Origin of the sequence: Vibrio sp. B183, assembly GCF_000740665.1 — a bacterium.
Taxonomy (GTDB): Bacteria; Pseudomonadota; Gammaproteobacteria; order Enterobacterales; family Vibrionaceae; genus Vibrio; species Vibrio coralliilyticus.
Genome location: NZ_JPQB01000034.1, coordinates 19,623 through 43,190 on the forward strand (window position 1 = coordinate 19,623; position 23,568 = coordinate 43,190).

Sequence of the window (23,568 nt, forward strand, 5' to 3'; positions counted from 1 at the left end):
GCCTAGGACAGCTCTTACGATATCTGGTTAGGAGTTACAGGTTAGCCACGATGAATGGAATCATTCGCTTGCTTCAGTAGATTCTGGCTTTCATGCATAAACTGCTGAGAGTAATCGCCAAACCACTCGCTCACCTTATTAAAACTTGTAACAAACGCCTGCTTATCTTTGCCATCCAGCACTTTCAGTGCTTCGCCAAAACATTGATGGAAACGTTTGATCATCTCAATGTTTTCGTCTGAGGAAAGGATAATATCGCCATATAGGTTTGGATCCTGACCGAAAAGACGCCCAACCATCGCCAGCTCCAAGCGGTAGATTGGTGAGCTTAGCTTCAACAGCTTATCAATGTTCGGGTTTTCACGGCTCAAGTGCAGGCCGTAAGCAAAAGACGTAAAGTGACGCAATGCCTGAATCAAAGTCATACCATGATCGTGCTCTGAGGCATCAATCTGACATAAACTCGCGCCCCAGATAGAGAACTGTTTCAGTAGCCACTGGTAGTGCTCTTCACCACGACCGTCACAGTAAACAATCACCTGCTTAGCTAAACTCGGTACATCAGGGCCAAACATTGGATGTAATCCAACAACAGGACCTTGATGCACATTGAGCATACCTTGCAACGGTTTAGACTTGATCGAGGTTAAGTCACACAAGATGCAATCTTTTGGCAGTTTGCCTAGCTTCTCAATCACGCCCTGGGTCAGATGAATCGGAACAGTAACGACCACTAGGCCTGCGTCTACCAGCATTTCATCCGCTTTATCCCAGTCTTTGCTGCCAAGTACTTTGACATCATAACCAGACAGCTTGAACATACGACCAAACAGACCACCCAGTTGGCCGTTACCACCGACAATCACCACGGAGCGCAATTCTGGATTCAAACACTTAAAACCAGAATCTTTCTCACTCGCGTAAGACTCACGCATAGTACGGCGAAGAATGTCTTCAATCAGCTGAGGCGGTACGCCTTTCTTTTCCGCTTCTTCGCGACGTGAAGCTAACATGGCCGCTTCACGATCTGGCGCATAAATCGGCAGACCGTGTTCGCTTTTCACTTCACCGACCTTCTCCACCAGAGACAGTCGCTGTGCTAATAAATCCAGAATTTGTTTGTCTACTGCGTCAATTTGATCACGCAATTCATTCAATTCAACGGCCATGATGTTCCTTGTTATTCTTCTCTTAACCTTTCAGACGATCTTCCAAGAATGGGACCAGTTCTGTGTGTGCGTGACGCAATAGTGCCTCAGTTGTATCCCAATTGATACAGGCATCGGTAATTGAAACGCCATATTGCATTTCGTTGAGAGGAATATCGGATGACTGATTACCTTCATTAATATGACTCTCAATCATCAGGCCAATAATCGATTTGTTACCTTCACGAATTTGGTGAATCACATCTTCAGCAACCAAAGGCTGGCGACGGAAATCTTTACGCGAGTTAGCGTGGCTACAATCCACCATCAGAGAAGCATCCAGACCCGCTTTCGCCATATCCTGCTCACACTCGGTGACTGACACTGAATCGTAGTTGGTTTGTTTACCACCGCGCAGAATCACGTGACCATTTGGGTTACCTTGAGTTGTCAGTAATGCAACCTGACCTTCACGGCTGATACCCATGAAGCGGTGGCTTGAAGACGCAGCCTGCATCGCGTTAATGGCTGTTGCTAAGCTGCCATCAGTACCATTCTTGAAGCCGATTGGCATAGATAGACCACTCGCCATTTCACGGTGAGTCTGAGATTCAGTCGTACGTGCGCCAATTGCTGCCCAGCTGAATGTATCCGCGAGGTATTGAGGGCTGATCGGATCCAGCGCTTCGGTCGCCAATGGAATCTCCATCTCTGCTAGTTCAACTAGCAGTTTGCGCCCTACGTGCAGACCGTGCTCGATATCGAAAGTACCGTCTAGATGCGGGTCGTTGATCAAACCTTTCCAACCCACTGTGGTACGTGGTTTTTCGAAGTAAACGCGCATAACAATGTACAGTTGATCGCTGAGCTGCTCAGACAATGCTTTAAGACGCTTAGCGTACTCTTTCGCAGCGTCCAGATCGTGAATTGAACAAGGGCCACATACTACCAGTAGTCGATGATCTTTCTTATGAATAATGTTAGCGATAGTCTGACGAGACTCCTGAATAAAGCGACGAGCGTTATCACTCAGTGGTATCTTGGCTTTCAGTTCTTCAGGTGTAATCAGAACTTGTTCTTCACTAATATTAATGTTGCTCAATTCACTTTTTTGCATAACTTAAACCTGTATATATTTTTTTACACCCAATTTAAAGTATCTCTATTGGGCTGGATTAAGCATAAAATAACAGCCTAAAAACAAATTTCAAGGTGTACACATAAAAAAACACACTGTAAACCCTAGTTTACATAATTGTAATTAGAGCTAGTTAGTTGAAAAACTTCGACTCATGCATGTTTTCTTCAACTTATCTTTTCTAAAATAAGCCTATAACCCAGCATCTTATTTCACTCATGGATCTCATTCTTTCCTTACTTCAGCAGATGTGTGTCTACTTAGTCCTTGCTTACATGCTAAGTAAAACCCCCATTTTCCTACCACTGCTGAGTATCTCTAATCGCCTGACACACAAACTCAGCGTCTACGTACTGTTCTCCCTGTTTTGTGTCATGGGGACGTACTTTGGCTTGCAGATCAATGATGCGATTGCCAACACGCGTGCGATCGGAGCCGTGATGGGTGGTTTATTTGGTGGGCCTGTGGTTGGCTTCTTTGTCGGGTTAACGGGCGGTTTGCATCGTTACTCGCTTGGCGGGTTTACCGACCTGGCTTGTGCTATCTCGACCACCGCAGAAGGTTTGATTGGTGGCTTGTTACACACCTACCTGCTCAGGCGAGGCAAAGGTGCCCAACTGTTTAACCCAAGCGTGGTATTTGCGGTCACCTTAGTAGCAGAAATTGCCCAGATGGCGATCATTCTGATCGTCGCTAAGCCATTTGATCAGGCGTATTCATTAGTCTCTGCGATTGCCGCCCCAATGATCATCGCAAACTCAGTCGGCGCAGCGCTGTTTATGAGCATACTGCAGGATCGCAAAACTATCTTTGAAGAATATTCCGCCACCTTCTCACGCCGGGCATTGAATATCGCCGAACGGTCAGTTGGTATTCTCGCTTCTGGTTTCAACACGAAAAATGCGGAGAAAATTGCCCGAATCGTTTACGAGGAAACCAATGTGGGCGCCGTGTCCATCACTGATAACGAGAAAATCCTCGCGTTTGTTGGCATTGGTGACGATCACCATGAGCCGGAAACGCCGATCTCTTCGCAAAGTACACTCGATGCCATCTCACGCAACGATATCATCTACCTCGACGGCAAAGACAAACCTTATCAGTGTTCAATTTCTAAAAGTTGCAAACTGGGCTCCGCACTGATTATTCCTTTGCACTCAGGAGATAAGGTAATTGGCACCATTAAGCTGTACGAACCGAAACGTAAGCTGTTTTCAACCATCAATATGTCGATGGCCGAAGGGATAGCACAGCTGCTTTCCAGTCAGATCCTGTTTGGTGACTACCAACAGAAACGCACTTTACTCTCTCAAGCAGAGATAAAATTGCTCCATGCGCAAGTAAACCCACACTTTCTGTTTAACGCGCTGAACACCATCAGTGCCGTCATTCGTCGCGACCCTCCAAAAGCTCGTGAGCTGATTCAGCACTTATCACATTTCTTCCGCAGTAACCTCAAACAAGACGTAGAAACGGTTACTCTTAAGGAAGAATTGGCGCACGTTAATGCTTATCTCACCATCGAAAAAGCACGTTTTACCGACCGATTAGAGGTGGATATTGATATTGATTCCGCATTGCTGAAGCGTAAGCTGCCGACCTTTACCCTACAACCTTTAGTCGAGAATGCCATTAAGCATGGCATATCGAACCTACTGGAAGGAGGAAAGGTCCGCATTTACAGCCAGAAACTTGCGCAGGGTTATCAGCTGTGTGTGGAAGACAATGCCGGCAGTTACACACCACCAGCCGACAATCATCAGGGGCTGGGGATGCAAATCGTCGATAAGCGTTTGACCAACAAATTTGGTCAGACGGCATCACTCAATATTGATGTAACGCCACACCAACTGACGAGAATGAGCTTCCTCATTCCCGAAAAGAAAATGGATTAGGACACGGATATGCTTTCTGCTTTAGTCATAGATGACGAACTGTTTGCGCGTGAAGAGCTGACTGAGCTGCTCGAAGAATCGGGCCAAATCACTGTCATAGATCAGGCCAGTAATGCGATTGAAGGTCTGAAAAAGATTAACCAGCTTAAACCCGATGTGGTCTTTCTCGATATTCAGATGCCGCAAATCACGGGCATTGAGCTACTTGGGATGCTTGATCCTGAAACCATGCCAAAAGTTGTGTTTGTCACCGCCTACGATGAGTTCGCTATTCAGGCGTTTGAAGACAACGCGTTCGATTACTTATTGAAACCGGTAGATACCTGTCGGTTGGACAAAACCATTAAACGCCTTCTTAGGTCAGTCAGCAGTAATACTCAGGAACAACTCTCAGCGATCACCCCATCCAGCCTAGATCAGGTGCCTTGTATTGGCCTGAATAGAATTGTCATCATTCCGACTCAAGATGTGGAGTTTGCTTACAGTGATATCAGCGGCGTTCATGTCCAGACAGAAGAACAAAAAGCCACTTCACAGCTGACGCTCAAAGTGCTCGAAGAAAAAACACCTCTGGTGCGCTGCCACCGCCAGTTTCTGGTTAACATCAAAGCGATCAAAGAAATCAAGTTGCTAGAGAACGGATTGGCAGAGATCATCACTGTCAGTGACCACCCGATTCCTGTCAGCCGTCGCTACCTGAAAACGCTAAAAGAAATGCTCGGCTTCCACTAAAAAGAGCCGCTATTGCGGCTCTTGTTCTCTCGTTACTTTCAACTTATCCAATAACGCGTTTCATGGCTTCGGATGCTAGCTTCCACTCATCACTGCTACGCAGCTCAGACAAAGTGAAAGATTGTTTCTTCAATAGCTCAGTCGCTTGTGGCGTTTCCATTACAGGCAGGTTATCCAACACCTCAATCTGCGCATCACGCTTATTGCACACCAACACCATGTCGCAGCCCGATGCCAGAGACTGATGAGCACGCTCAGCTGGGCCACCCATTACAGATGCGCCTTCCATCGTCAGATCATCAGAGAAAATAATGCCATTGAAGCCCAATTGTTTTCTCAGCACATTCTTGAGCCAGAACTCAGAGCCACTGGCAGGCTGGTCGTCATAATGAGGGAACACCACATGCGCAGGCATCATCGCATCCAATAGCCCTGCCTCGATCTGAGCTTTAAAAATCGCCATATCCTGTTCGAGAATGGTATCTCGCTGATCATAAGGGGTTTCCAGATGCGAGTCCGCAATCACACCGCCGTGGCCGGGAAAGTGTTTGCCTGTCGTTGCCATGCCCACCGCTTTCATGCCGCGCATGTAAGCATTGCTGTGGCGGATGATGGTATCGACATCTTCACCAAATGAGCGGCTACCAATCGCCTTACACTCATGACCTTTATCCAGTACCGGAGCAAAGCTTAGATCGATGTCATGAGCAATCAGTTCTGCCGCCATTAACCAACCGCCTTGTTCAGCCAGCTTTTCGCCATTCGCTTGCTTGGCATAGGATTCCGCCGCAGGGATAAGGGAAAAGCCTTCCTTGAAACGTTGAACTCGGCCGCCTTCCTGATCGACGCCAATAAGAATCGGACGTTTCGCAGCCTGACGAATCGACTTGTTCAGGGCCAGCAACTGCTCATTATCGTGATAGTTGCGGGCAAACAGAATGACGCCACCGACGGTTGGGTGCTCAAGAATTTCTCTGTCTTCTGCGGTCAGTTCGCAACCTTCTACATCAACCCATAAAGGTCCCATAATCATTCCTTACTGTTTTAAAACCGCAACAGCGGATTTACTTTGTTCAATTAATTGGTCAGCGCTCTCTTCCTGCTGAGTTAACGCAATGAAGAGCAAGTCTGTCATCAGCAGCTGACTGTCTCGTGCTGTAATGGAAGAGCTTCTTATCTGCTCCTCATCTGCCGCCGTCATCAGTTTGATGTCGGCGTATCTATCCAATGGTGTAGGAGCCAGCTGACTAATGATAATCACCTTAGCGCCTTTGCTGCGAGCCAGTTGAGCAATGCTCAGCACCTCTCGACTTCGCCCGGAATACGACAACGCAACCAGCACATCGTTCTCACTCAGCGCTGCGGCGTTGGCTATCTGAATATGTGCATCGTACTCGCAGTGCACCGCATGACCAATTTTGGTCAGCTTATAGCTCAAATCTTTGGCGACCAGCGAAGAAGCGCCAACGCCTGCAATCTGAATTTTCCCGGCTAAGTGCAGATAGCCTGCTGCTTGCTGAATCGTGTCTGCATCATTGAGTGCCACAGTTCGGTCAAGTGACTGCTGTTTACTCGATAATAACTTAGCCATCACCAGAGCCATGTTATCGCTACGTGAAATGGTGCCGTGAATCGCTTTCTTTGAACTGGGTTGATACGCCAATTCACTCTCATATAAGCGAATTTTCAAATCGGAGAAGCCACTGTAGCCTACCTTCTGACTAAACTTCACGATTGTCGATTGGCTGACACCGATGGCTTTTGCCAGCTCAGGAGAAGAGAACTGTTTTACCTGTTGAGGATATTCGAGTAAATATCGAGCTATCTTGTTATCTGCTGGTGAAAGCTGAGGTAACAGTGCACGAATTCGAGCTAAACCTTTCATCTTCCCCTCCTCTGTTTGATTTGCAGTGTACTCAGCCACGTGAAGCAGGGGAATAGTTATTCCAATCCAAGCATAAATTTGGAATAGACTAACGCGTGAACTGAGAACAGGATCATAGAATCAAAGCGGTCATTATTCCATCAAAGAATAGACTTAGGAATGAACTATTCATATCAGCATACTGCTAAAAAACGATAAATAGATTCCCTACATGATTCAGGCTATGGAGCTGCGATGAATTCTTTATTTACCTCTCTCGACTGGGCTGTGTTCGCCTTATACTTTGCGATCATTGCCTATACTGGCTGGCATTTCAGCCGAGTCAAAATTACTTCCACTAAGGATTACTTCCTTGGTGGGAATAGTATGCCAATGTGGGTAGTGGCCGTTTCCGTTCTGGCAACATCTCAGTCAGCGGCGACATTTCTGGGTGGCCCAGATTCCAGTTACCGTGGTGACTTAACTTACCTAGCCACTAATATAGGCGGTATTCTCGGCGCTCTGTTCGTTGCTTGGATTCTGATCCCACGCTTCTACCAGAATAAAGTGTCGACTGTTTATGAATTACTCAAAGTACGTTTTGGCGAGAAAACCAAACAACGTGCCGGGCTGATGTATCTGGTTGGACGCGTTTTTGCTTCTGGCTCACGCCTGTATATGGCAGCGATTGCGGTCTCGATGATTCTGTTTACCAACATCAACCCAACCAGCGTTATCGCTTCGGTTGTTATTTTGGTCGTTGTTGGCCTTGCTTACACTTACATGGGTGGGATTCGCTCTGTAATCTGGAGTGACCTGATCCAGTTAATTGTTTACGTCGGCGCGGCGCTGGCTGTAATTATTTACCTGCTGGGTCAGATTCCAGCTGATTTTAGTCAGATCATGCACGTTCTAGAGAACCCAGGGCCAGATCAAGATTCAAAGCTTACCTTGCTCGACTTTAGCCTTGATTTCTCACCAGCAGGAACTTTTAGCTTCTGGGCCTGTATCACAGGCTTCGTGCTACTGAATATCGGTGCGTTTGGCCTCGATCAAGATATGACTCAGCGTGTTTTAACCTGTAAGAACGCCAAACAAGGCTCACAGGCGATGGTGAACTCGATTATCTTTTCACTGCCGATTGTTCTGATTTTTATGACTATTGGCTTGCTATTGTATGTGTTCTACCAGCGTCCTGATCTGATGGGAGTCGAAGGGCAAGATGTCGTACAGAGCTTCAATGGCGAAAATGTCACTATCTTTATGTACTACGTACTGAACGAAATGCCAGCAGGCTTACGTGGCCTAGTGACAGTAGGGGTTGTCGCTGCGGCGCTATCGACGCTGAATTCTGGTCTTAATTCAATGTCCTCCGTTGCCACTCAAGACTTGTACAAGCCATGGAAAGAAGCTCGTGATGGCCAGCAAGATGACGTCCACTATGTCAAAGTCGGTCGATTTGGAATGGCAATTGCGGCAGTTGCACTGGGTAGCATGGGAATCTTGTGTTTCTACTGGCAGCAATACACGGACATGCCACTGCTCGCGTTCGCACTCAGTGTGATGGTATTTGCCTACACGGGTCTCCTTGGTGTCTATTTCACCGCTCTGTTTACGGACCGAGGCAGTGAGCGTTCGGTTGCGATGGCACTGGTCGCAGGCTTCCTGACCACACTGTTGCTGCAGGCTTACGTTTGGGACAACACGCTCGGGCTCATCAATCCAGATTGGGCAGGGCTGAGCTTAGCGTTCCCTTATCAGCTTTGTATCGGTACCTTAGTTTCATTTGGTGTCTGCTTGTGTGGTAAAGCACAGCCACAAGAGCAGTTGCAAACGGCTCGACTATGATTACGCATTTACTTGCAATCGACGGAGGCGGAACCAAAACCGCCTTACGTCTGACAGCTTTAGACTCGCTAGCGACTAACCCGGCTTTCATCTTGACTGTGGGCCCGTCTTCTCTAACTCAACAAAAAGAGCAAGCGCATCATCAAATACGGGAGGCAATTGAAACTTGCCTAGCACAAGTAAAACTGACGCCTCAGCAGGTATTCATTGTCATTGGCGTTGCCGGCGCTGGCAACGTCAATGCAAAACAAGCACTTGAGCAGTCGCTACTCAAATACCCTAACTGCTTAGTTACAACCGATGCTCATATTTCTTTGTTAGGTGTCAATCAAGGTCAGGCCGTGAACTGCCTCGCCATTGGTACAGGCAGTGTCGCTACCCGGCTAGAGACCGACGGCTCAACTCACATGTATGGCGGTTGGGGCTTTCCAATTGGCGATCAAGGTGGTGGCGCTTGGCTAGGGCAACAGGCCGTGCAGGCATTAATTGAAGCCATTGAGCAACATACCATCAGCCCACTGACCGACTATTTGTCTCAGCATCTGGGAAGCCAGCGCGGTGATATTTTGCAATGGCTGACCACAGCGAATGCTTCACGCTTTGCACAATTGGTCCCTGCCCTTTTGGACCATGCGCATCAAGGCTGTCCATTAAGCCATGAGATTGTTAGACGTGGGCAGAATCATATTGATGAGCTTGTGACAAAGTGCTGTGAAAATAATGAGTTAGATATCGCTTTTTTAGGAGGTTTGGGCGCATACTATCAGCAACATATCAGTGATAAATGGCGCTCACGCCTCATCACTGCAAAAGGAGATGCACTTGATGGTGCAACTCTGTTAGCCAGACAACAGGTGGAAATTCGTAATGGATAAAGAGCTTTATATTGGCATCATGTCTGGCACCAGCTTGGACGGTATTGATGTCGCACTGGTAGAAGTACGTGACGGACACATTCAGTTAATCGACCATGCCGATTACCCAATACCTTTGGCGGTCAAAGAGCAAGTGCTCGATATCTGTCTCGGCCAACAAACCAATTTAAAACAGGTAGGCACGCTGGATCACCAACTGGGCCAATTGTATGCCGATGCAGTGTTAGCTTTACTTGAAAAAACAGGTCACAGTAAAGAGCAAATTACCGCGATCGGTAACCACGGTCAGACGGTTTTCCACCAGCCAACAGGTGACGCGCCGTTTACGACTCAGATCGGTGATGCCAATATCATTGCAACACGAACCGGCATTACAACAATTGCCGATTTCAGGCGTAAAGACATGGCTCTGGGTGGGCAAGGCGCACCACTGGTTCCAGCCTTCCATCAGTCGCTGTTTCAATCAAATACATCGAGCATAGTAGTGCTCAATATCGGCGGGATTGCCAACATCTCCGTGCTTCGACCTGATCACCCTGTCATCGGTTACGATACCGGACCGGGCAACATGTTGATGGACGCTTGGTGTCACCAGCACCAAGGCCAGCCTTACGACAAAGACGCCTTGTTCGCACAGAAAGGTCATGTCGATACAGCACTGCTCAGTACCTTACTTCAAGAGCCTTACCTTGCTCAAAAAGCACCCAAGAGCACGGGGCGAGAGCTGTTTAACTTGCCTTGGTTAGAGGCTATTCTGAGCAACCATAACTGCTGCGCTGAAGATGTTCAGCGAACACTGTGCGAATACACCGCGCGAACCATCAGCTCCGAGGTAGAGAAATACTCGCTGGGAGAGCAGCCACAACTATTGATTTGTGGCGGTGGCGCCTGTAATCCACTGTTGATGAGCCGCCTGAAAGCACTACTACCTGCTTGGTCTGTTGACTCTACAGACTCACAAGGTGTCGACAGTCAGAATATGGAAGCGATGGCATTTGCTTGGCTTGCCTATCGCCGCATTCACAACCTGCCAAGCAATTTGCCAGAAGTCACCGGAGCGAGCCATCCTGCTTCTCTTGGTGTGATGTACTTTGCCGATTAAATAAGGACGATTATGACCAACGATGCACTAATCGCAGCGCTTTCCCATTTGGTTTCTGAAGGTCGTAACCCAGAAACGATGGATATTGACCTGCTGCCTTCTCTGGAAATCGTTAAAAGAATTAACCAGCAAGATAAACTCGTTCCACTCGCGGTAGAAAAAGTGCTGCCTGAAATTGCTCAGGCGGTGGACAAAATCACCCAAGCATTCAAATCGGGTGGTCGCTTAGTGTATATGGGCGCTGGTACCAGCGGACGTTTGGGGATCCTTGACGCCTCGGAGTGCCCACCTACGTTTGGTGTTTCCGATCAAATGGTCATAGGTCTGATTGCAGGCGGTCCGGATGCGATCCTCAAAGCCAAAGAGGGCGCGGAAGATTCGCCAGAGCTTGGCGTTGCTGATTTGAAGTCGATAGAGTTCAGCGACAAAGACGTTGTAGTAGGAATTGCCGCTAGCGGTCGAACACCTTACGTCATTGGGGCGCTGGAATACGCCAACGACCTTGGAGCGACTACAGTAGCTCTATCATGTAACCCGGATTCCATCATTGCAGAAGTCGCACAAATCGCGATTAGCCCAGTAGTAGGCCCTGAAGCGTTAACAGGCTCAACACGATTAAAGTCAGGAACGGCGCAGAAGCTGGTTCTCAACATGCTGACTACAGCCAGTATGATTCGACTGGGCAAAAGCTATCAAAACTTGATGGTTGATGTGAAAGCGACCAACAAGAAGCTGGTCGCACGTGCCGCTCGTATCGTCATGCAGGCGACTGAGTGTGATAAGCTGCAGGCAGTCACGGTGTTAGAGCAAACGGAATATGACGTAAAGCTTGCCATCTTAATGATCCTGACCGGAATGGACGTCGACAGTGCCAGAAACCAGCTCCAACATCAGGAAGGCTTCCTGAGACGAGCAGTAGAAAATCACAATCATTAACGTAAAAAGGCTTGGTAAACACCAAGCCTTTTTATTTAGTAATACTCGTTAGCGTGCTCATCCCAACCACGCTTCCATTCCATACGAAACTTCTGCGCATCTTCCGTGCCTTCACACACGCCCTCATAATATTGCCCCGTTAAGCCAATCTGATAGGCAACATTCGGGTTGCAGTACTCTTTAATTCCGCTCAGGTAACCCTGATCATAGTCGCCCTGTTTGACACTGCCCAAGCTGGCCAGCTCTTTAAACGGACGCTGAGCTTGACCACGTACGCCGTCTTGGTACCCAATCTCATACCAGTCCCCTTCCTTGGCCAGTTGTTCAGTACTGGCGGCGCAAGCCATCAAGGTCGATACCAACATCAGAAAAATGAGTTTTCTCATTGTTTTTCCTTGTTTTTATAGAAACTCTATTAATGAAACCACTAAATCCTCAACATTGCCACTCACAAAGAGGAAAAACCACTTAATGGTGCCAAATACCACTCAATTGGGTATACGACCACTCAATTGAGATCCGAATGTGGATTGTTTCGAGTCAGCGTAATATCCAGGCTGAACTTATTAAATTATCACTAAGGAACGAGTGCTATGTTGTGGTTTTTAACCTGTGTTGCAGCCTTGATAGGTGGATACTTCATTTATGGGGCATTTGTTGAGAAAGTTTTCGGCATCAATGAAAAACGCCAAACTCCAGCCCACACACAAGCTGATGGCGTCGACTATGTTCCAATGTCGACTAAGAAAGTCTATCTGGTTCAGCTTCTGAACATCGCTGGTGTTGGCCCTATCTTCGGTCCTATCATGGGCGCGCTTTACGGCCCAGCGGCCATGCTATGGATTGTCATTGGCTGTATTTTCGCTGGTGCCGTGCACGACTACTTCTCCGGCATGCTGTCGGTACGTAACGGTGGCGCTTCTGTGCCAACAATCACAGGCCGCTATCTAGGCAATGGTGCAAAACACTTTATGAATATCTTTGCCATTGTCCTATTGCTTCTGGTCGGTGTGGTATTCGTTTCAGCACCAGCAGGGATGATCACTAACCTGATCAACGATCAGACCAGCCTGTCTGTCAGCATGACGACCATGGTCATTGCTATTTTTGCTTACTACATCATCGCCACTATCGTTCCTGTCGACAAAATCATTGGTCGCTTTTACCCACTGTTTGGTGCTCTGCTGATCTTTATGTCGGTTGGCCTAATGACAGCGGTTGCGCTATCTAGCGAGCACACCGTAATGGGTGATTTTCAGGTAACGGATATGTTCACTAACCTGAACCCGAACGACATGCCACTATGGCCAGCGCTATTTATCACCATCGCATGTGGTGCTATCTCTGGTTTCCACGCTACTCAGTCACCTTTGATGGCTCGTTGTATGGAGAATGAGAAAAACGGTCGATTCGTTTTCTACGGCGCCATGATTGGTGAAGGTGTGATTGCGCTTATCTGGTGTGCGATTGCTCTGTCTTTCTTCGGTAACCTTGATGCGCTTTCTGAAGCCGTGAAAAACGGCGGCCCAGGTAACGTAGTATACAGTTCTTCGTTTGGCCTGCTTGGTGTATTTGGTGGTGTGATTGCCTTCTTAGGTGTCGTGATTTTACCAATTACATCCGGTGATACTGCGTTCCGTTCTAGCCGTTTGATCTTGGCTGAATACTTCAACATGGAACAGAAAACGCTGCGTAACCGCCTACTGATGGCTGTCCCTCTTTTCGTGATTGGTGGCATCCTAACTCAGGTAGACTTCGGTGTTATCTGGCGTTACTTCGGCTTCGCTAACCAGACGACAGCAGTTATGATGCTGTGGACGGCTTCAGCTTACCTACTTCGTCACAACAAGCTGCACTGGATCACTACGATTCCAGCAATCTTTATGACGACTGTCGTGGTGACCTTTATCCTAAACAACAGCACGCTAGGGTTTGGTCTACCAATGAACGTTTCTACCATCGCTGGTATCTTGTTCTCACTCGCGACAACGGCCTACGTCATCAAAAAGTCTAAAGGCAAAGGGGAAACTGACCTAGCGGATGAAGACAAGCCCAAAGTGGCGACGGAAACCGCTTAAGTCTATAGATTGGCATATTGATTAAGGCTCCTTAGGGAGCCTTTTCTTTTGTCTGAAACTGCTAAACAAGCGTCGATGAGCAAAATACTCACGATAGCGAAAAATCAGATTAAAGCCAGTTTTCTGCATTTAAATCAGATGTAAAAAAGGCGACTTAGTGTCGCCTTGTTATCCTTTCAAGTCTCTAGTCGACCTGTTTAATCTGTAGCTCTTTTGGTACTTCAAAGAACATGTTTTCTTCACGGCCGAGTACTTCTTCTACCGAACGTGTGCCAACAAGCTCTTTGATGCGTTCCAGAATCTGATTAACCAACTCTTCTGGCGCTGACGCCCCCGCCGTTACACCTACTTTCACTTTATCGTTAAACCATTCGGGCTCGATATCTTCCGGGCAGTCTGTCAGATACCCTGGAGTACCCAGCTTTTCAGCCAGCTCTTTCAGACGAGTCGAGTTAGATGAGTTTTTAGAACCGACAACAATCACTACATCAACGTCTGTTGCCATTTCTCGTACTGCATCCTGACGATTCTGTGTGGCGTAACAGATATCGTCCTTGCGTGGCCCCTGAATCTCTGGGAAGACGCGACGCAGCTCAGTTATAACATCAGCGGTTTCATCTACAGACAATGTCGTCTGACTTACGTAATGCAGATTACTCTGGTCTTTGACTTTTGCTTTGAGAGCGGCCACATCCGCTGGCGTCTCAACTAAGTACATACCACCTTGTTCACTGGCATACTGGCCCATTGTACCTTCGACTTCTGGGTGTCCAGCATGACCGATCAAGACCACTTCCATATGACGACGGCTTGCACGAGCCACTTCCATATGAACTTTGGTTACCAGTGGGCAAGTCGCATCAAAGACGGTCAGATCACGCTCTTTCGCTTCTTTACGAACAGCCTGAGACACACCATGAGCAGAGAAAATCACAATATTGTCATCTGGCACTTCATGAAGCTCCTCTACAAAGATAGCGCCTCTTTGCTTAAGACCCTCGACCACAAATCGGTTGTGCACGACTTCATGACGAACATAAATCGGTGGTTGATACATTTCTAATGCACGCTCAACAATGCTGATCGCGCGATCAACACCTGCACAAAAGCCACGTGGGTTGGCTAAAAGAATTTTCATTTCATTGCTCATAGTGATTATTTTATCGCTTCAGGCCGCTATTCTACTGACAAAATTTCAACTTCAAAAGTCACATCTTGCCCTGCTAGCGGGTGGTTGAAATCAACCGTCACTGAGTCACCCGCAATTTCGGTAATGATTCCAGGGATTTCCATGCCATCAGGACCAGAGAAAGCCATGATTGTGCCCACTTCAACTTCTGCATCACCAACAAATCTCGCACGATCCATATGATGCACATTGTCTGGATTCGGCGCACCAAAGGCATCTTCCGCTTTCAGTTCAATCGCTTTTTGCTCACCCACTTCAAGTCCTAGCAAGCATTGCTCAAAATTTTCACTCAGGCTGCCATCACCAATCACAAGCTTGGCAGGCTTACCCATGTTATGCGTGCTATCCGCAACCGAGCCATCTTTAAGTTTGATAGTAAAATGCAGCGTTACTGCGGATTCATGGACAATAGTGGTCACAATACTGTTTCCTTGTTATTGGAGATATTGGCTTCTATTCAATAGAGGCTTCGTTATAGTAAAAAGCGCTCTCTGAATCAACAGACAGCGCTTAGGGTTATTCAAACATTATCAGCTTACGCTTTTTTTTCAGCGTCTTTTTTACGAAATCCATCAAGGATAATCATTGCAGCACCAATACAAATTGTACTGTCTGCCAAATTAAACGCTGGCCAGTGGTAGTCACCCCAGAAAAAGTCTAGGTAATCGACAACATAACCGTGCACCACACGATCAAACACATTGCCCACCGCACCACCGATGATCATGGCATAAGCCACATTGTTCCATTTCTCTTTTGCTGGCAGTTTACTCATCCAGTAAGTCAGCATAGCGGTTACCGCAAAAGCGATCCCCGTAAACAACCAACGTTGCCAGCCAGCCTGATCGCTCAGGAAGCTAAATGCAGCACCGTAGTTATGTACGTAAAGCAGATTAAAGAAAGGCAACACCTCAATGCGGTTCGCCCAGCCATAACCCATGTTATCCATCACAAACAGCTTAATACCGATATCTGCTAGAAAGATAACCAATGCTAGCCACAACCAGCGCACGCCAGATTGCTTCAAAGTGAGTGCTTGTTCGCTCATACAATTCCTAAAAGTAGCCCCAGTCAGTACTGGGGCTATATTATCTCAATAAAGTTCAACTTCTAGTTGCTATAAATTACGCGAAGCGACGTGTTTCACCTTCACCATCAACGTTAGACACACAACGACCACAAATCTTCTCATGACCTTCGATTGTGCCTACGTCTGGAGTGTGGTGCCAGCAACGGTCACACTTCTCGTTTTCCGTTGCTTTCACTTCAACAAACAGACCTTCAACATCAGTTGCTTGTGCCGCCTCTGACTTCTCGCTTAGAGGCTTAACAACAGCCGCTGACGTCAGTAGTGCAAAGCGCAGCTCATCTTCAAGTTTGCTTAGTTTCGCCGCTAGTGCGTCATCAGCGTAAAGCGTCACTTCTGCTTGCAGAGAACCACCAATGGTCTTCTCTTTACGAGCATCTTCTAGAAGTTTGTTCACACCGCCACGAACCGCTTGGATTTCAGCCCAGAATTCGTTGTTAAGCTCTTCACCTTCAGCTAAACCGAACAGACCTTCGTACCACTCGCCTGTGAAGACAAACTTATCGCGTTCGCCCGGCATCTCGTTCCAGATCTCGTCTGCAGTGAACGACATGATTGGCGCCATCCAACGAACAAGCGCTTCTACGATGTAGTAAAGCGCAGTCTGACAGCTACGTTGAGCGTGGCCGCCAAGTTTCGCTGTGTACTGACGATCTTTAATCACGTCTAGGTAGAATGAACCCATTTCGATAGAACAGAACTGCATTAATCGCTGGGTAACTGCGTGCGTGTTGTACTCACCGTACGCTTTCACGATCTCTTCTTGAGCAGCCAGTGCACGACCTACAGCCCAACGGTCTAGCGCCACCATTTCCTCAGCAGGAACAAGGTCCGTTGCTGGGTTAAAGCCGCTTAGGTTGGCAAGGAAGAAACGCGCAGTGTTACGGATACGACGGTACGCATCTGCAGAGCGTTTTAGGATTTCATCAGAAACCGCCACTTCACCCGTGTAGTCCGTTGAAGCAACCCATAGACGCAGAATGTCAGCACCTAGCTTATTAGTCACATCTTTTGGCGCAACCACGTTACCGATAGATTTCGACATTTTACGGCCTTGACCGTCAACCACGAAACCATGAGTAAGCACTTGCTTGTATGGCGCTTCATCTTTCATCGCGATAGATGAAATGAGCGAAGACTGGAACCAACCACGGTGTTGGTCAGAGCCTTCTAAATAGAGGTCTGCCGACGCGCCGTTGTACTCTTCACGAGCGTCAACCACTGAGTAGTGAGTCACACCTGAATCAAACCATACGTCTAGCGTATCCAGTACTTTCTCGTACTTATCAGCTTCTTCACCTAGTAGGTCTGAGATTTCTAGATCCCACCAAGCTTGGATGCCTTTTTCTTCAACCAGCAGAGCCACTTTCTCTACTAATTCGATCGTATTTGGATGAAGCTCTGCCGTTTCTTTATGAACGAATAGAGCGATTGGCACACCCCAAGTACGTTGACGAGAGATACACCACTCTGGGCGACCTTCAATCATACCTTCGATACGGCTTTGACCCCACTCAGGCATCCACTCAACACCTTTGATTGACTCTAGTGCCTTTGCACGTAGGCCCGCTTGGTCCATAGAGACGAACCATTGTGGTGTTGCACGGAAGATGATTGGCGTTTTGTGTCTCCAACAATGTGGGTAGCTGTGCTCGTAAGCGTGGTGATGTAGAAGCGCGCCCTTTTCTTTTAGCGTCTCAACAACTGCATCGTTCGCTTTAAATACATGTTGACCAGCAAACAGCTCAGTATCCGGCAGGTAAACGCCGTTTGAACCTACAGGGTTAGCGACTTCTAGGTTGTACTTGTTACCGACTGCAAAGTCTTCTTGGCCGTGGCCAGGTGCAGTGTGAACCACACCAGTACCAGAATCCGTTGTTACGTGATCGCCAAGGATCGCAGGAACGGTGAAATCGTAGAACGGGTGGTTAAACTGAGATAGTTCAAGATCGCTACCTTTGGCAAAACCAAGGTTATGGAAGTGCTCGATACCCGCACGATCCATCACGTCTTTCGCTAGCTCAGAAGCAACGATGATTCGCTCTTTAGAATCGCCTTCTACTTGAATTAATACGTACTCTAGATCATCACGTAGACAGACTGCACGGTTTGCTGGCAATGTCCATGGAGTGGTGGTCCAGATAACGATTGAGATCTCGCCTTCACCTTCATGACCTTCGTTCAATGAGAACTTAGAGAGAAGCGCTGCTTCATCTGCCGCTTTAAAGCGCACGTCGATAGATGGCGATACTTTATCTTTGTACTCTACTTCTGCTTCTGCAAGCGCAGAGCCACAGTCTGTACACCAGTGAACAGGTTTGAAACCTTTTAGTAGGTGGCCGTTGTCTGCAATCTTACCTAGAGCACGGATGATGTTTGCTTCAGTAGCAAAATCCATAGTGCGGTAAGGCTTGTCCCACTCACCCATAATACCTAGGCGTTTGAAGCTCTCTTTTTGACCTTCAACCTGACCCGCAGCATAGTCACGACATTTCTGACGGAACTCAGCCGCTGTCACTTTTTGACCTGGCTTACCAACCTTTTTCTCTACCATTAGTTCAATAGGTAGACCGTGGCAGTCCCAGCCAGGAATGTAAGGAGCGTCAAAACCTGAAAGTGTTTTGGATTTAATAATAATGTCTTTAAGAATCTTGTTTAGTGCGTGACCAATATGAATGTCACCGTTGGCGTATGGAGGGCCATCGTGTAGAACAAAAGATTTTTTGCCTTTCTTCGCTTTACGGATTTCGCCGTAAAGGTCTTCTTTATACCAACGCTTAAGCATTTCTGGCTCGCGGTTCGCCAGATTGCCGCGCATCGGAAACCCTGTTTCAGGAAGGTTCAGGGTATCTTTATACTCACTCATCGATTCTTAATTCCGTTGTGTTGGGCGAATGTTAGACATTATGCCAAGCGGTGGACTAGACCGTTTAGCGATTACGCTGACGCAGCCACACCCTTGCTGCTTCAGCATCCAATTCAATTTGTTGTTTCAATGCTTCAAATGAGTCAAATTTATGCTCATCGCGAAGCTTATGTAAAAGTACAATTTCTAGCTGCTTGCCATATAAATTGGCTTGAAAGTCAAATAAATGCACTTCTAGTTGCTGGCGAACCCCGTTCACGGTTGGTCGGTTGCCAATATTTGCTACGCCCCCAATCGGTTTGCCTCCAAGGCCTAAGGCCTCAACGACATAAACACCCGATACAGGTGACACGCAACGCTTCAGTGGGATATTCGCGGTAGGAAAACCAATGGTTCTTCCTAACTTACGACCGTGTGATACTCGACCACTGATGCTGTAATCTCGACCCTGCATTTCGGCTGCTGAGTTCAACTCATCGCTTGCCAATGCTTTACGTATCGCAGTACTGCTGACACGCAATTGCTCAAGACAGAAACTTTGTGTGCTCACCACTTCAAAACCATATTTTTCACCGGCTTCTTTGAGCATCTTGAAGTTGCCTTTGCGGCCTTTGCCAAAGCAGAAATCATCACCAACGACGAGAAACTTAACACCCAATCGCTTCACCAACAAGTCGCTAATAAACTCGTCTGGAGTCTGATTAGCAAAGCGCTTGTTGAAATTCACACAAAGTAAGCGTTCTATGTTCAATTTGCTCAGTTGAACAAATTTGTCCCTCAACCGAGTTAATCGTGCTGGTGCTTTCTCTTTTGCAAACAATTCCAAAGGTTGAGGTTCAAAAGTCATGACCGTTGCAGGTAAGCCTAATTTAGCTGCCTGTTCAGATACTTGACGCAGTACTGCTTGGTGACCCAAATGCACACCGTCGAAGTTTCCTATCGTCAGGACACACCCTGAATGGTGTGCTTTGATATTGTGAATACCTCGGATCAATTCCATTGGAAGCTTCTAATTCCTGTCTCTTTTATTATTAGCAAAGCGTGAAACTGACGGATTATATACTAATCCTACTTATTCTGTCGCTGCTTTTAAATCTTTTAAACGCACACCCATTATGAGGAGCGATACCAGGTAAACACCCGCACCTAATCCAATCAAAATGGTCAGTGACATCACTCGCTCAAACAGGCTCCACGTCAGCCACACCGACATCTCTTCCAACTGCCAAAGAATCGCTGCCACCATCAGCCCTCCTGCAACAGCCAGCTTAGTCACAAAGACAACCGTGCGACGAGTAAGCTTGTAAACACCCGCTACGTGTAAACCTCTATACAATAGAGACATGTTAACAAACGCAGACAATGCCGTTGCGATTGCCAAACCAACATAACCATAGAACCAAGCAAAGATGGCGTTAAAGACCATGTTGGTCACCATGGCAATGATGCCATATTTGACTGGTGTTTTAGTGTCTTGGCGAGAGTAATACCCCGGCGCTAACACTTTGATCAACATAAAGTTGAGCAAGCCAGAGGCATAGGCAACCAGAGACATCGAAGCAAACTGGACGTCTTGTGGGCTGAACTCACCGCGCATAAACAACACCATCAGCATAGGTTTCGCCAATACCATCAAGCCTAGCATCGCGGGAATGCCAAGCAGTGTCACCATGCGGATTCCCCAATCCATCGTGTGTGAGAAACCATCACTGTGGGAATCGACATGTTTGCGTGATAGTGCCGGCAAAATGACCGTTGCGATGGCAATACCAAACAATCCGAGCGGAAATTCCAACAGGCGATCAGAATAGTAGAGCCAACTGATAGAGCCCGTCTGAAGGAAACTGGCAATAAAGGTATCAAACAGCAAATTGATCTGACTGACCGATACACCAAACAAAGCAGGGATCATTAGAGTGCGGATTTTCACTACTCCAGGGTCACGCCATCCCCATTGAGGCTTAACCATGACGCCTGCTTTAATAAGGAAAGGGATCTGGAACAAGAACTGAACCAAGCCACCAAGGAATACCCCAATAGCAAGACCGATTTCAGGCTGCGCCATATTCGGCGAAATAAACCACGCAGAGAGGATGATCATGACGTTGAGAAACACTGGAGTAAAAGACGACACCGCGAACTTACCCATGGTATTGAGAATCGCACCAGATAACGCGACAAAAGTAATGAACCATAAATAAGGAAAGGTGATTTTGAGAATAAAGCTCGCCAACTCAAATTTTTCAGCCGATGGACCACCGTTCAACCAATCAAGGAACCAGCCAAAGCCAAACAGTGCAGTAACCACACCAGAACCTAAAACTCCTAGCACTGTAACAATAGAGACCAGCACGCCTAAAGTACCCGCTGCTCTGGCAATCAACTGGCGGGTTTTGTCCATATCGCCTGCGGCATGGTACTCTGTCAATACTGGTACAAACGCCTGAGAAAACGCCCCTTCGGCGAACAAGCGGCGTAAGAAATTCGGAATTTTATTGGCAAAGAAGAAGACGTCAGCACTGGCGCCCGCCCCCATCAAATTCGCCACTACTACATCGCGCACTAAACCAAGCACACGAGAAATCAAAGTCATAGCACTAACAATCATGCCTGACTTGAGCAGACGTTTACTCACAGCTACCTCGGGAATCCTGCAATACTTTCAATAAGGCTCCACTCTATGACAGGAATGTCAGGGCTAGAGCAGATTAGTATTAGCAATGAAAAAAAAATACTGATAGAATCCCCGCCATCTTAACCGTGAAGACCTATCTAATCCAAAATTTGTTTGGCTCCGATTGGTTTTTACACAAATCATTTGACATTTAAGCGCAAATGAGGGATATTCCTCGCCCTTAAATTGTCACCGAACTTAAGTTTTTGGGAGTTAGACCCTTGGCAAATAGTAAATCTGCTAAGAAGCGCGCTATCCAAGCTGAGAAACGTCGCCAGCACAACGCTAGCCGTCGTTCTATGATGCGCACTTACATGAAGAAAACTGTTGCTGCTATTGAAGCAGGCGACAAAGAAGCTGCAACTGCTGCATTCGCTGTAGTTACACCTATCCTAGACCGTATGGCAACTAAAGGCCTTATTCACAAGAATAAAGCAGCTCGTCATAAGTCTCGTTTCGCTGCTGCAATCAAAGCTCTTTAATAGAACTCTGATTCCCCAGTGAAGAAAAAACCGGCTAACGCCGGTTTTTTTATATCTCAAATTCAGTACTGAGCCGCCCAGCTCTCATGTCACACCTAATCCATAGCTTCGCTGCAGTATAAACTGTGCAATAGATGGATCATCGACTTAACTTCTTCACTACTCAATGTATAAAACACAGTTTGTGCTTCTTTACGTGTATTCACTAAGCCATCACGGCGCAGCCAGGCTAAATGTTGCGACAACGCAGACTGACTCAGCTCAAGCTTGCTACACAATTCCCCTACTGACAATTCCTGGTTATGCAATAAGCATAAAATCTGCAAGCGCCTCTCATTCGCCATCGCTTTCAGTAGTACCACCGCTTTGGCAGAATTCTTTTCCATTTCTTGTAAATTCATCGGCTAGTACCCCTTGAAACAACAAAACATCAACAAATCTCAGCCTGCAATTTATAAATTGATACATTTATAGCTGATACTAATCTATTTACATCCAGTAATCTATTTGTAGAAATGAAAAAGAACCTCACTGGAAGAGATTCGTGAAGTCTGCATCACAGACATTCTTCACCGCTGGGTGTTGAATCATTCGCTCAGCAAAAATAACGTAATATTCCTCTTTGAGTTCATCGATGTGTCCAATCAACTGCAAAGGTAAATCACTTTCTACCTCTGATACATATAAAGAAGGTGCAAGAAAGATGACATCATGATGGTAACGAGCGAATGACTTCATTAATGCAACGTCATCAAACTCTCCCAGAATATTCGGCTGAAGACCTTGTCGATCAAACCATTGTAAGACCTTACGTCCCATTGCCGTGCGGCTACCCGGTATCAACAGCTTTCTTTGCTCCAATACTGCCGGGAAACGCGCCTGATCCACAGTGCTACTAGAAAAAAAGCTCATATTGCACTCCCCCAGTTTTTTACTGTACAAACCAGGGCTTTGACTAGAGTCGACCGGGCAATCAGACAAAATCATATCCAATTTGTGTTGAGCAAGCTGCTCAAGCAGCATTTCATGCGTTGATTCAAAACAACGCAGATGAATGCTGTTATCGGGTGGCACTGTAGTCATTAAAATCTTACTGACCAATCGTTTAGATAAGGCATCCGCCACCCCCACATCAAACAGAATATTAGAGCGTTGGCTATAGTTGACGATATCCAGCATCTCGTAACTCAGACCGAACATACGATCAGCGTATTTAAACACTAGCTGTCCCAGCTCCGTGGGCTCAATACTTCTGCCATTTCTTTTGGTCAGTTTGCCATCCATGCGCTCTTCTAGAGCTTTAATTTGCCCTGTTACCGTTTGAGGAGTAAGGAACAAAGCATCGGCCGCCTTGGTCACTGAACCCTGTTTACATACCATCCAAAAGTAATAGAGATGGTTGTAATTTAAGTGCGACATGAAAAATCTCTCTGTATTACATATGGCTATGGTTATAGCAGAACCTTCAGATGACAACAATAACTCGAAAAAACCTTTCTTTTATTTGAAAGTAGATAGTTTTACCGAAAACACAAAAAAGTTATATGACAGCCTTGTGTCAGAATCGCTGGCTAAAAATTGCGATTTTGTGAAATAAGCCCTCTTTCAACACAAATCTTAAGACTTCAAAAACAAGTAAAAATCCACCTGCATA

At 46.8% G+C, this 23,568-nt stretch carries 21 protein-coding genes; 8 read left to right on the forward strand and 13 right to left on the reverse strand.

Annotated elements, in window-relative coordinates; genetic code table 11:
• Window positions 1–41: 41 nt before the first annotated feature.
• Window positions 42–1,169 carry a bifunctional chorismate mutase/prephenate dehydrogenase gene (gene tyrA / locus IX95_RS24510; protein WP_006957684.1) on the reverse strand — a complete coding sequence of 376 codons (1,128 nt, stop codon included), beginning with the start codon at window positions 1,167–1,169 and terminating at the stop codon, window positions 42–44.
• A 22-nt stretch (window positions 1,170–1,191) separates the two neighbouring features.
• Window positions 1,192–2,265 carry a 3-deoxy-7-phosphoheptulonate synthase gene (locus tag IX95_RS24515; protein ID WP_021456376.1) on the reverse strand — a complete coding sequence of 358 codons (1,074 nt, stop codon included), beginning with the start codon at window positions 2,263–2,265 and terminating at the stop codon, window positions 1,192–1,194.
• 239 nt (window positions 2,266–2,504) lie between these two features.
• On the opposite strand from IX95_RS24515, the gene IX95_RS24520 reads away from it, so the two are divergent.
• Entirely contained in the window at window positions 2,505–4,181 is a 1,677-nt protein-coding gene (locus tag IX95_RS24520; protein WP_038164736.1) for a sensor histidine kinase, read from the forward strand.
• 9 nt (window positions 4,182–4,190) lie between these two features.
• Complete coding sequence (gene btsR, locus IX95_RS24525) at window positions 4,191–4,913, forward strand: two-component system response regulator BtsR (RefSeq protein ID WP_038164738.1); 723 nt, start codon at window positions 4,191–4,193, stop codon at window positions 4,911–4,913.
• A gap of 43 nt (window positions 4,914–4,956) precedes the next feature.
• Here btsR and nagZ read toward each other — a convergent pair whose 3' ends face one another.
• Both nagZ and IX95_RS24535 read right to left on the reverse strand, forming a co-directional pair.
• Entirely contained in the window at window positions 4,957–5,940 is a 984-nt protein-coding gene (gene nagZ / locus IX95_RS24530; protein WP_038164740.1) for a beta-N-acetylhexosaminidase, read from the reverse strand.
• A gap of 9 nt (window positions 5,941–5,949) precedes the next feature.
• Window positions 5,950–6,798, reverse strand: coding sequence for a MurR/RpiR family transcriptional regulator (locus tag IX95_RS24535; protein WP_038164742.1), 849 nt, complete (start codon window positions 6,796–6,798; stop codon window positions 5,950–5,952).
• A gap of 234 nt (window positions 6,799–7,032) precedes the next feature.
• Between IX95_RS24535 and IX95_RS24540 the strand changes: the two genes are divergently transcribed.
• The 4 genes from IX95_RS24540 to murQ are packed head-to-tail and all read left to right on the forward strand — an operon-like array spanning window position 7,033 to window position 11,538.
• Window positions 7,033–8,625, forward strand: coding sequence for a sodium:solute symporter (locus tag IX95_RS24540; protein ID WP_038164744.1), 1,593 nt, complete (start codon window positions 7,033–7,035; stop codon window positions 8,623–8,625).
• Window positions 8,622–9,500: a BadF/BadG/BcrA/BcrD ATPase family protein gene (locus IX95_RS24545; RefSeq protein ID WP_038164746.1), complete on the forward strand. Its 879-nt coding sequence runs from the start codon at window positions 8,622–8,624 to the stop codon at window positions 9,498–9,500. The genes IX95_RS24540 and IX95_RS24545 overlap by 4 nt, the downstream gene beginning before the upstream one ends.
• Window positions 9,493–10,602 carry an anhydro-N-acetylmuramic acid kinase gene (locus IX95_RS24550; protein WP_038164748.1) on the forward strand — a complete coding sequence of 370 codons (1,110 nt, stop codon included), beginning with the start codon at window positions 9,493–9,495 and terminating at the stop codon, window positions 10,600–10,602. Before IX95_RS24545 ends, IX95_RS24550 begins: the two co-directional genes overlap by 8 nt.
• A 12-nt stretch (window positions 10,603–10,614) precedes the next feature.
• Window positions 10,615–11,538 carry an N-acetylmuramic acid 6-phosphate etherase gene (gene murQ / locus IX95_RS24555; protein ID WP_038164750.1) on the forward strand — a complete coding sequence of 308 codons (924 nt, stop codon included), beginning with the start codon at window positions 10,615–10,617 and terminating at the stop codon, window positions 11,536–11,538.
• A 35-nt stretch (window positions 11,539–11,573) separates the two neighbouring features.
• On the opposite strand, the gene IX95_RS24560 is transcribed toward murQ, so the two are convergent.
• Window positions 11,574–11,924, reverse strand: coding sequence for a DUF2799 domain-containing protein (locus IX95_RS24560; RefSeq protein ID WP_038164755.1), 351 nt, complete (start codon window positions 11,922–11,924; stop codon window positions 11,574–11,576).
• A gap of 207 nt (window positions 11,925–12,131) precedes the next feature.
• Between IX95_RS24560 and IX95_RS24565 the strand changes: the two genes are divergently transcribed.
• On the forward strand, window positions 12,132–13,616 hold the full coding sequence (locus tag IX95_RS24565; protein WP_021456367.1) for a carbon starvation CstA family protein: 1,485 nt from the start codon (window positions 12,132–12,134) through the stop codon (window positions 13,614–13,616).
• Between the two features lie 184 nt (window positions 13,617–13,800).
• Here IX95_RS24565 and ispH read toward each other — a convergent pair whose 3' ends face one another.
• The 6 genes from ispH to murJ form a co-directional block, all read right to left on the reverse strand.
• Window positions 13,801–14,766 carry a 4-hydroxy-3-methylbut-2-enyl diphosphate reductase gene (gene ispH / locus IX95_RS24570; protein WP_006957707.1) on the reverse strand — a complete coding sequence of 322 codons (966 nt, stop codon included), beginning with the start codon at window positions 14,764–14,766 and terminating at the stop codon, window positions 13,801–13,803.
• A gap of 26 nt (window positions 14,767–14,792) precedes the next feature.
• A complete protein-coding gene (fkpB, locus tag IX95_RS24575; protein ID WP_038164758.1) occupies window positions 14,793–15,224 on the reverse strand; it encodes an FKBP-type peptidyl-prolyl cis-trans isomerase in 432 nt (143 codons plus the stop codon).
• A 116-nt stretch (window positions 15,225–15,340) separates the two neighbouring features.
• Complete coding sequence (lspA, locus tag IX95_RS24580) at window positions 15,341–15,853, reverse strand: signal peptidase II (protein ID WP_006957711.1); 513 nt, start codon at window positions 15,851–15,853, stop codon at window positions 15,341–15,343.
• A gap of 76 nt (window positions 15,854–15,929) precedes the next feature.
• Entirely contained in the window at window positions 15,930–18,758 is a 2,829-nt protein-coding gene (gene ileS / locus IX95_RS24585; protein WP_038164760.1) for an isoleucine--tRNA ligase, read from the reverse strand.
• 64 nt (window positions 18,759–18,822) lie between these two features.
• Window positions 18,823–19,758, reverse strand: a complete 936-nt coding sequence (gene ribF, locus IX95_RS24590; RefSeq protein ID WP_038164762.1) for a bifunctional riboflavin kinase/FAD synthetase — start codon at window positions 19,756–19,758, stop codon at window positions 18,823–18,825.
• Between the two features lie 72 nt (window positions 19,759–19,830).
• Window positions 19,831–21,393 (reverse strand): murein biosynthesis integral membrane protein MurJ, encoded by a 1,563-nt coding sequence (murJ, locus tag IX95_RS24595; RefSeq protein ID WP_038164771.1) that lies wholly within the window; start codon window positions 21,391–21,393, stop codon window positions 19,831–19,833.
• A gap of 260 nt (window positions 21,394–21,653) precedes the next feature.
• On the opposite strand from murJ, the gene rpsT reads away from it, so the two are divergent.
• Window positions 21,654–21,914 (forward strand): 30S ribosomal protein S20, encoded by a 261-nt coding sequence (gene rpsT / locus IX95_RS24600; protein ID WP_006957718.1) that lies wholly within the window; start codon window positions 21,654–21,656, stop codon window positions 21,912–21,914.
• A 95-nt stretch (window positions 21,915–22,009) separates the two neighbouring features.
• Here rpsT and IX95_RS24605 read toward each other — a convergent pair whose 3' ends face one another.
• Both IX95_RS24605 and nhaR read right to left on the reverse strand, forming a co-directional pair.
• A complete protein-coding gene (locus tag IX95_RS24605) occupies window positions 22,010–22,315 on the reverse strand; it encodes an ArsR/SmtB family transcription factor (protein ID WP_006957719.1) in 306 nt (101 codons plus the stop codon).
• A 127-nt stretch (window positions 22,316–22,442) separates the two neighbouring features.
• Window positions 22,443–23,333 carry a transcriptional activator NhaR gene (nhaR, locus tag IX95_RS24610; protein WP_019275515.1) on the reverse strand — a complete coding sequence of 297 codons (891 nt, stop codon included), beginning with the start codon at window positions 23,331–23,333 and terminating at the stop codon, window positions 22,443–22,445.
• Between the last annotated feature and the right edge of the window lie 235 nt (window positions 23,334–23,568).

Bases quoted from the DNA above. Each gene is read 5' to 3' on its own strand.
- tyrA (WP_006957684.1), bottom strand. From the start codon at position 1,169: ATGGCCGTTGAATTGAATGAATTGCGTGATCAAATTGACGCAGTAGAC.
- ileS (WP_038164760.1), bottom strand. From the start codon at position 18,758: ATGAGTGAGTATAAAGATACCCTGAACCTTCCTGAAACAGGGTTTCCG.
- IX95_RS24605 (WP_006957719.1), bottom strand. From the start codon at position 22,315: ATGAATTTACAAGAAATGGAAAAGAATTCTGCCAAAGCGGTGGTACTA.
- IX95_RS24515 (WP_021456376.1), bottom strand. From the start codon at position 2,265: ATGCAAAAAAGTGAATTGAGCAACATTAATATTAGTGAAGAACAAGTT.
- lspA (WP_006957711.1), bottom strand. From the start codon at position 15,853: ATGAGCGAACAAGCACTCACTTTGAAGCAATCTGGCGTGCGCTGGTTG.
- nhaR (WP_019275515.1), bottom strand. From the start codon at position 23,333: ATGTCGCACTTAAATTACAACCATCTCTATTACTTTTGGATGGTATGT.
- IX95_RS24540 (WP_038164744.1), top strand. From the start codon at position 7,033: ATGAATTCTTTATTTACCTCTCTCGACTGGGCTGTGTTCGCCTTATAC.
- IX95_RS24520 (WP_038164736.1), top strand. From the start codon at position 2,505: ATGGATCTCATTCTTTCCTTACTTCAGCAGATGTGTGTCTACTTAGTC.
- IX95_RS24560 (WP_038164755.1), bottom strand. From the start codon at position 11,924: ATGAGAAAACTCATTTTTCTGATGTTGGTATCGACCTTGATGGCTTGC.
- IX95_RS24550 (WP_038164748.1), top strand. From the start codon at position 9,493: ATGGATAAAGAGCTTTATATTGGCATCATGTCTGGCACCAGCTTGGAC.
- IX95_RS24565 (WP_021456367.1), top strand. From the start codon at position 12,132: ATGTTGTGGTTTTTAACCTGTGTTGCAGCCTTGATAGGTGGATACTTC.
- murQ (WP_038164750.1), top strand. From the start codon at position 10,615: ATGACCAACGATGCACTAATCGCAGCGCTTTCCCATTTGGTTTCTGAA.
- IX95_RS24545 (WP_038164746.1), top strand. From the start codon at position 8,622: ATGATTACGCATTTACTTGCAATCGACGGAGGCGGAACCAAAACCGCC.
- ispH (WP_006957707.1), bottom strand. From the start codon at position 14,766: ATGAGCAATGAAATGAAAATTCTTTTAGCCAACCCACGTGGCTTTTGT.
- IX95_RS24535 (WP_038164742.1), bottom strand. From the start codon at position 6,798: ATGAAAGGTTTAGCTCGAATTCGTGCACTGTTACCTCAGCTTTCACCA.
- btsR (WP_038164738.1), top strand. From the start codon at position 4,191: ATGCTTTCTGCTTTAGTCATAGATGACGAACTGTTTGCGCGTGAAGAG.
- ribF (WP_038164762.1), bottom strand. From the start codon at position 19,758: ATGGAATTGATCCGAGGTATTCACAATATCAAAGCACACCATTCAGGG.
- nagZ (WP_038164740.1), bottom strand. From the start codon at position 5,940: ATGGGACCTTTATGGGTTGATGTAGAAGGTTGCGAACTGACCGCAGAA.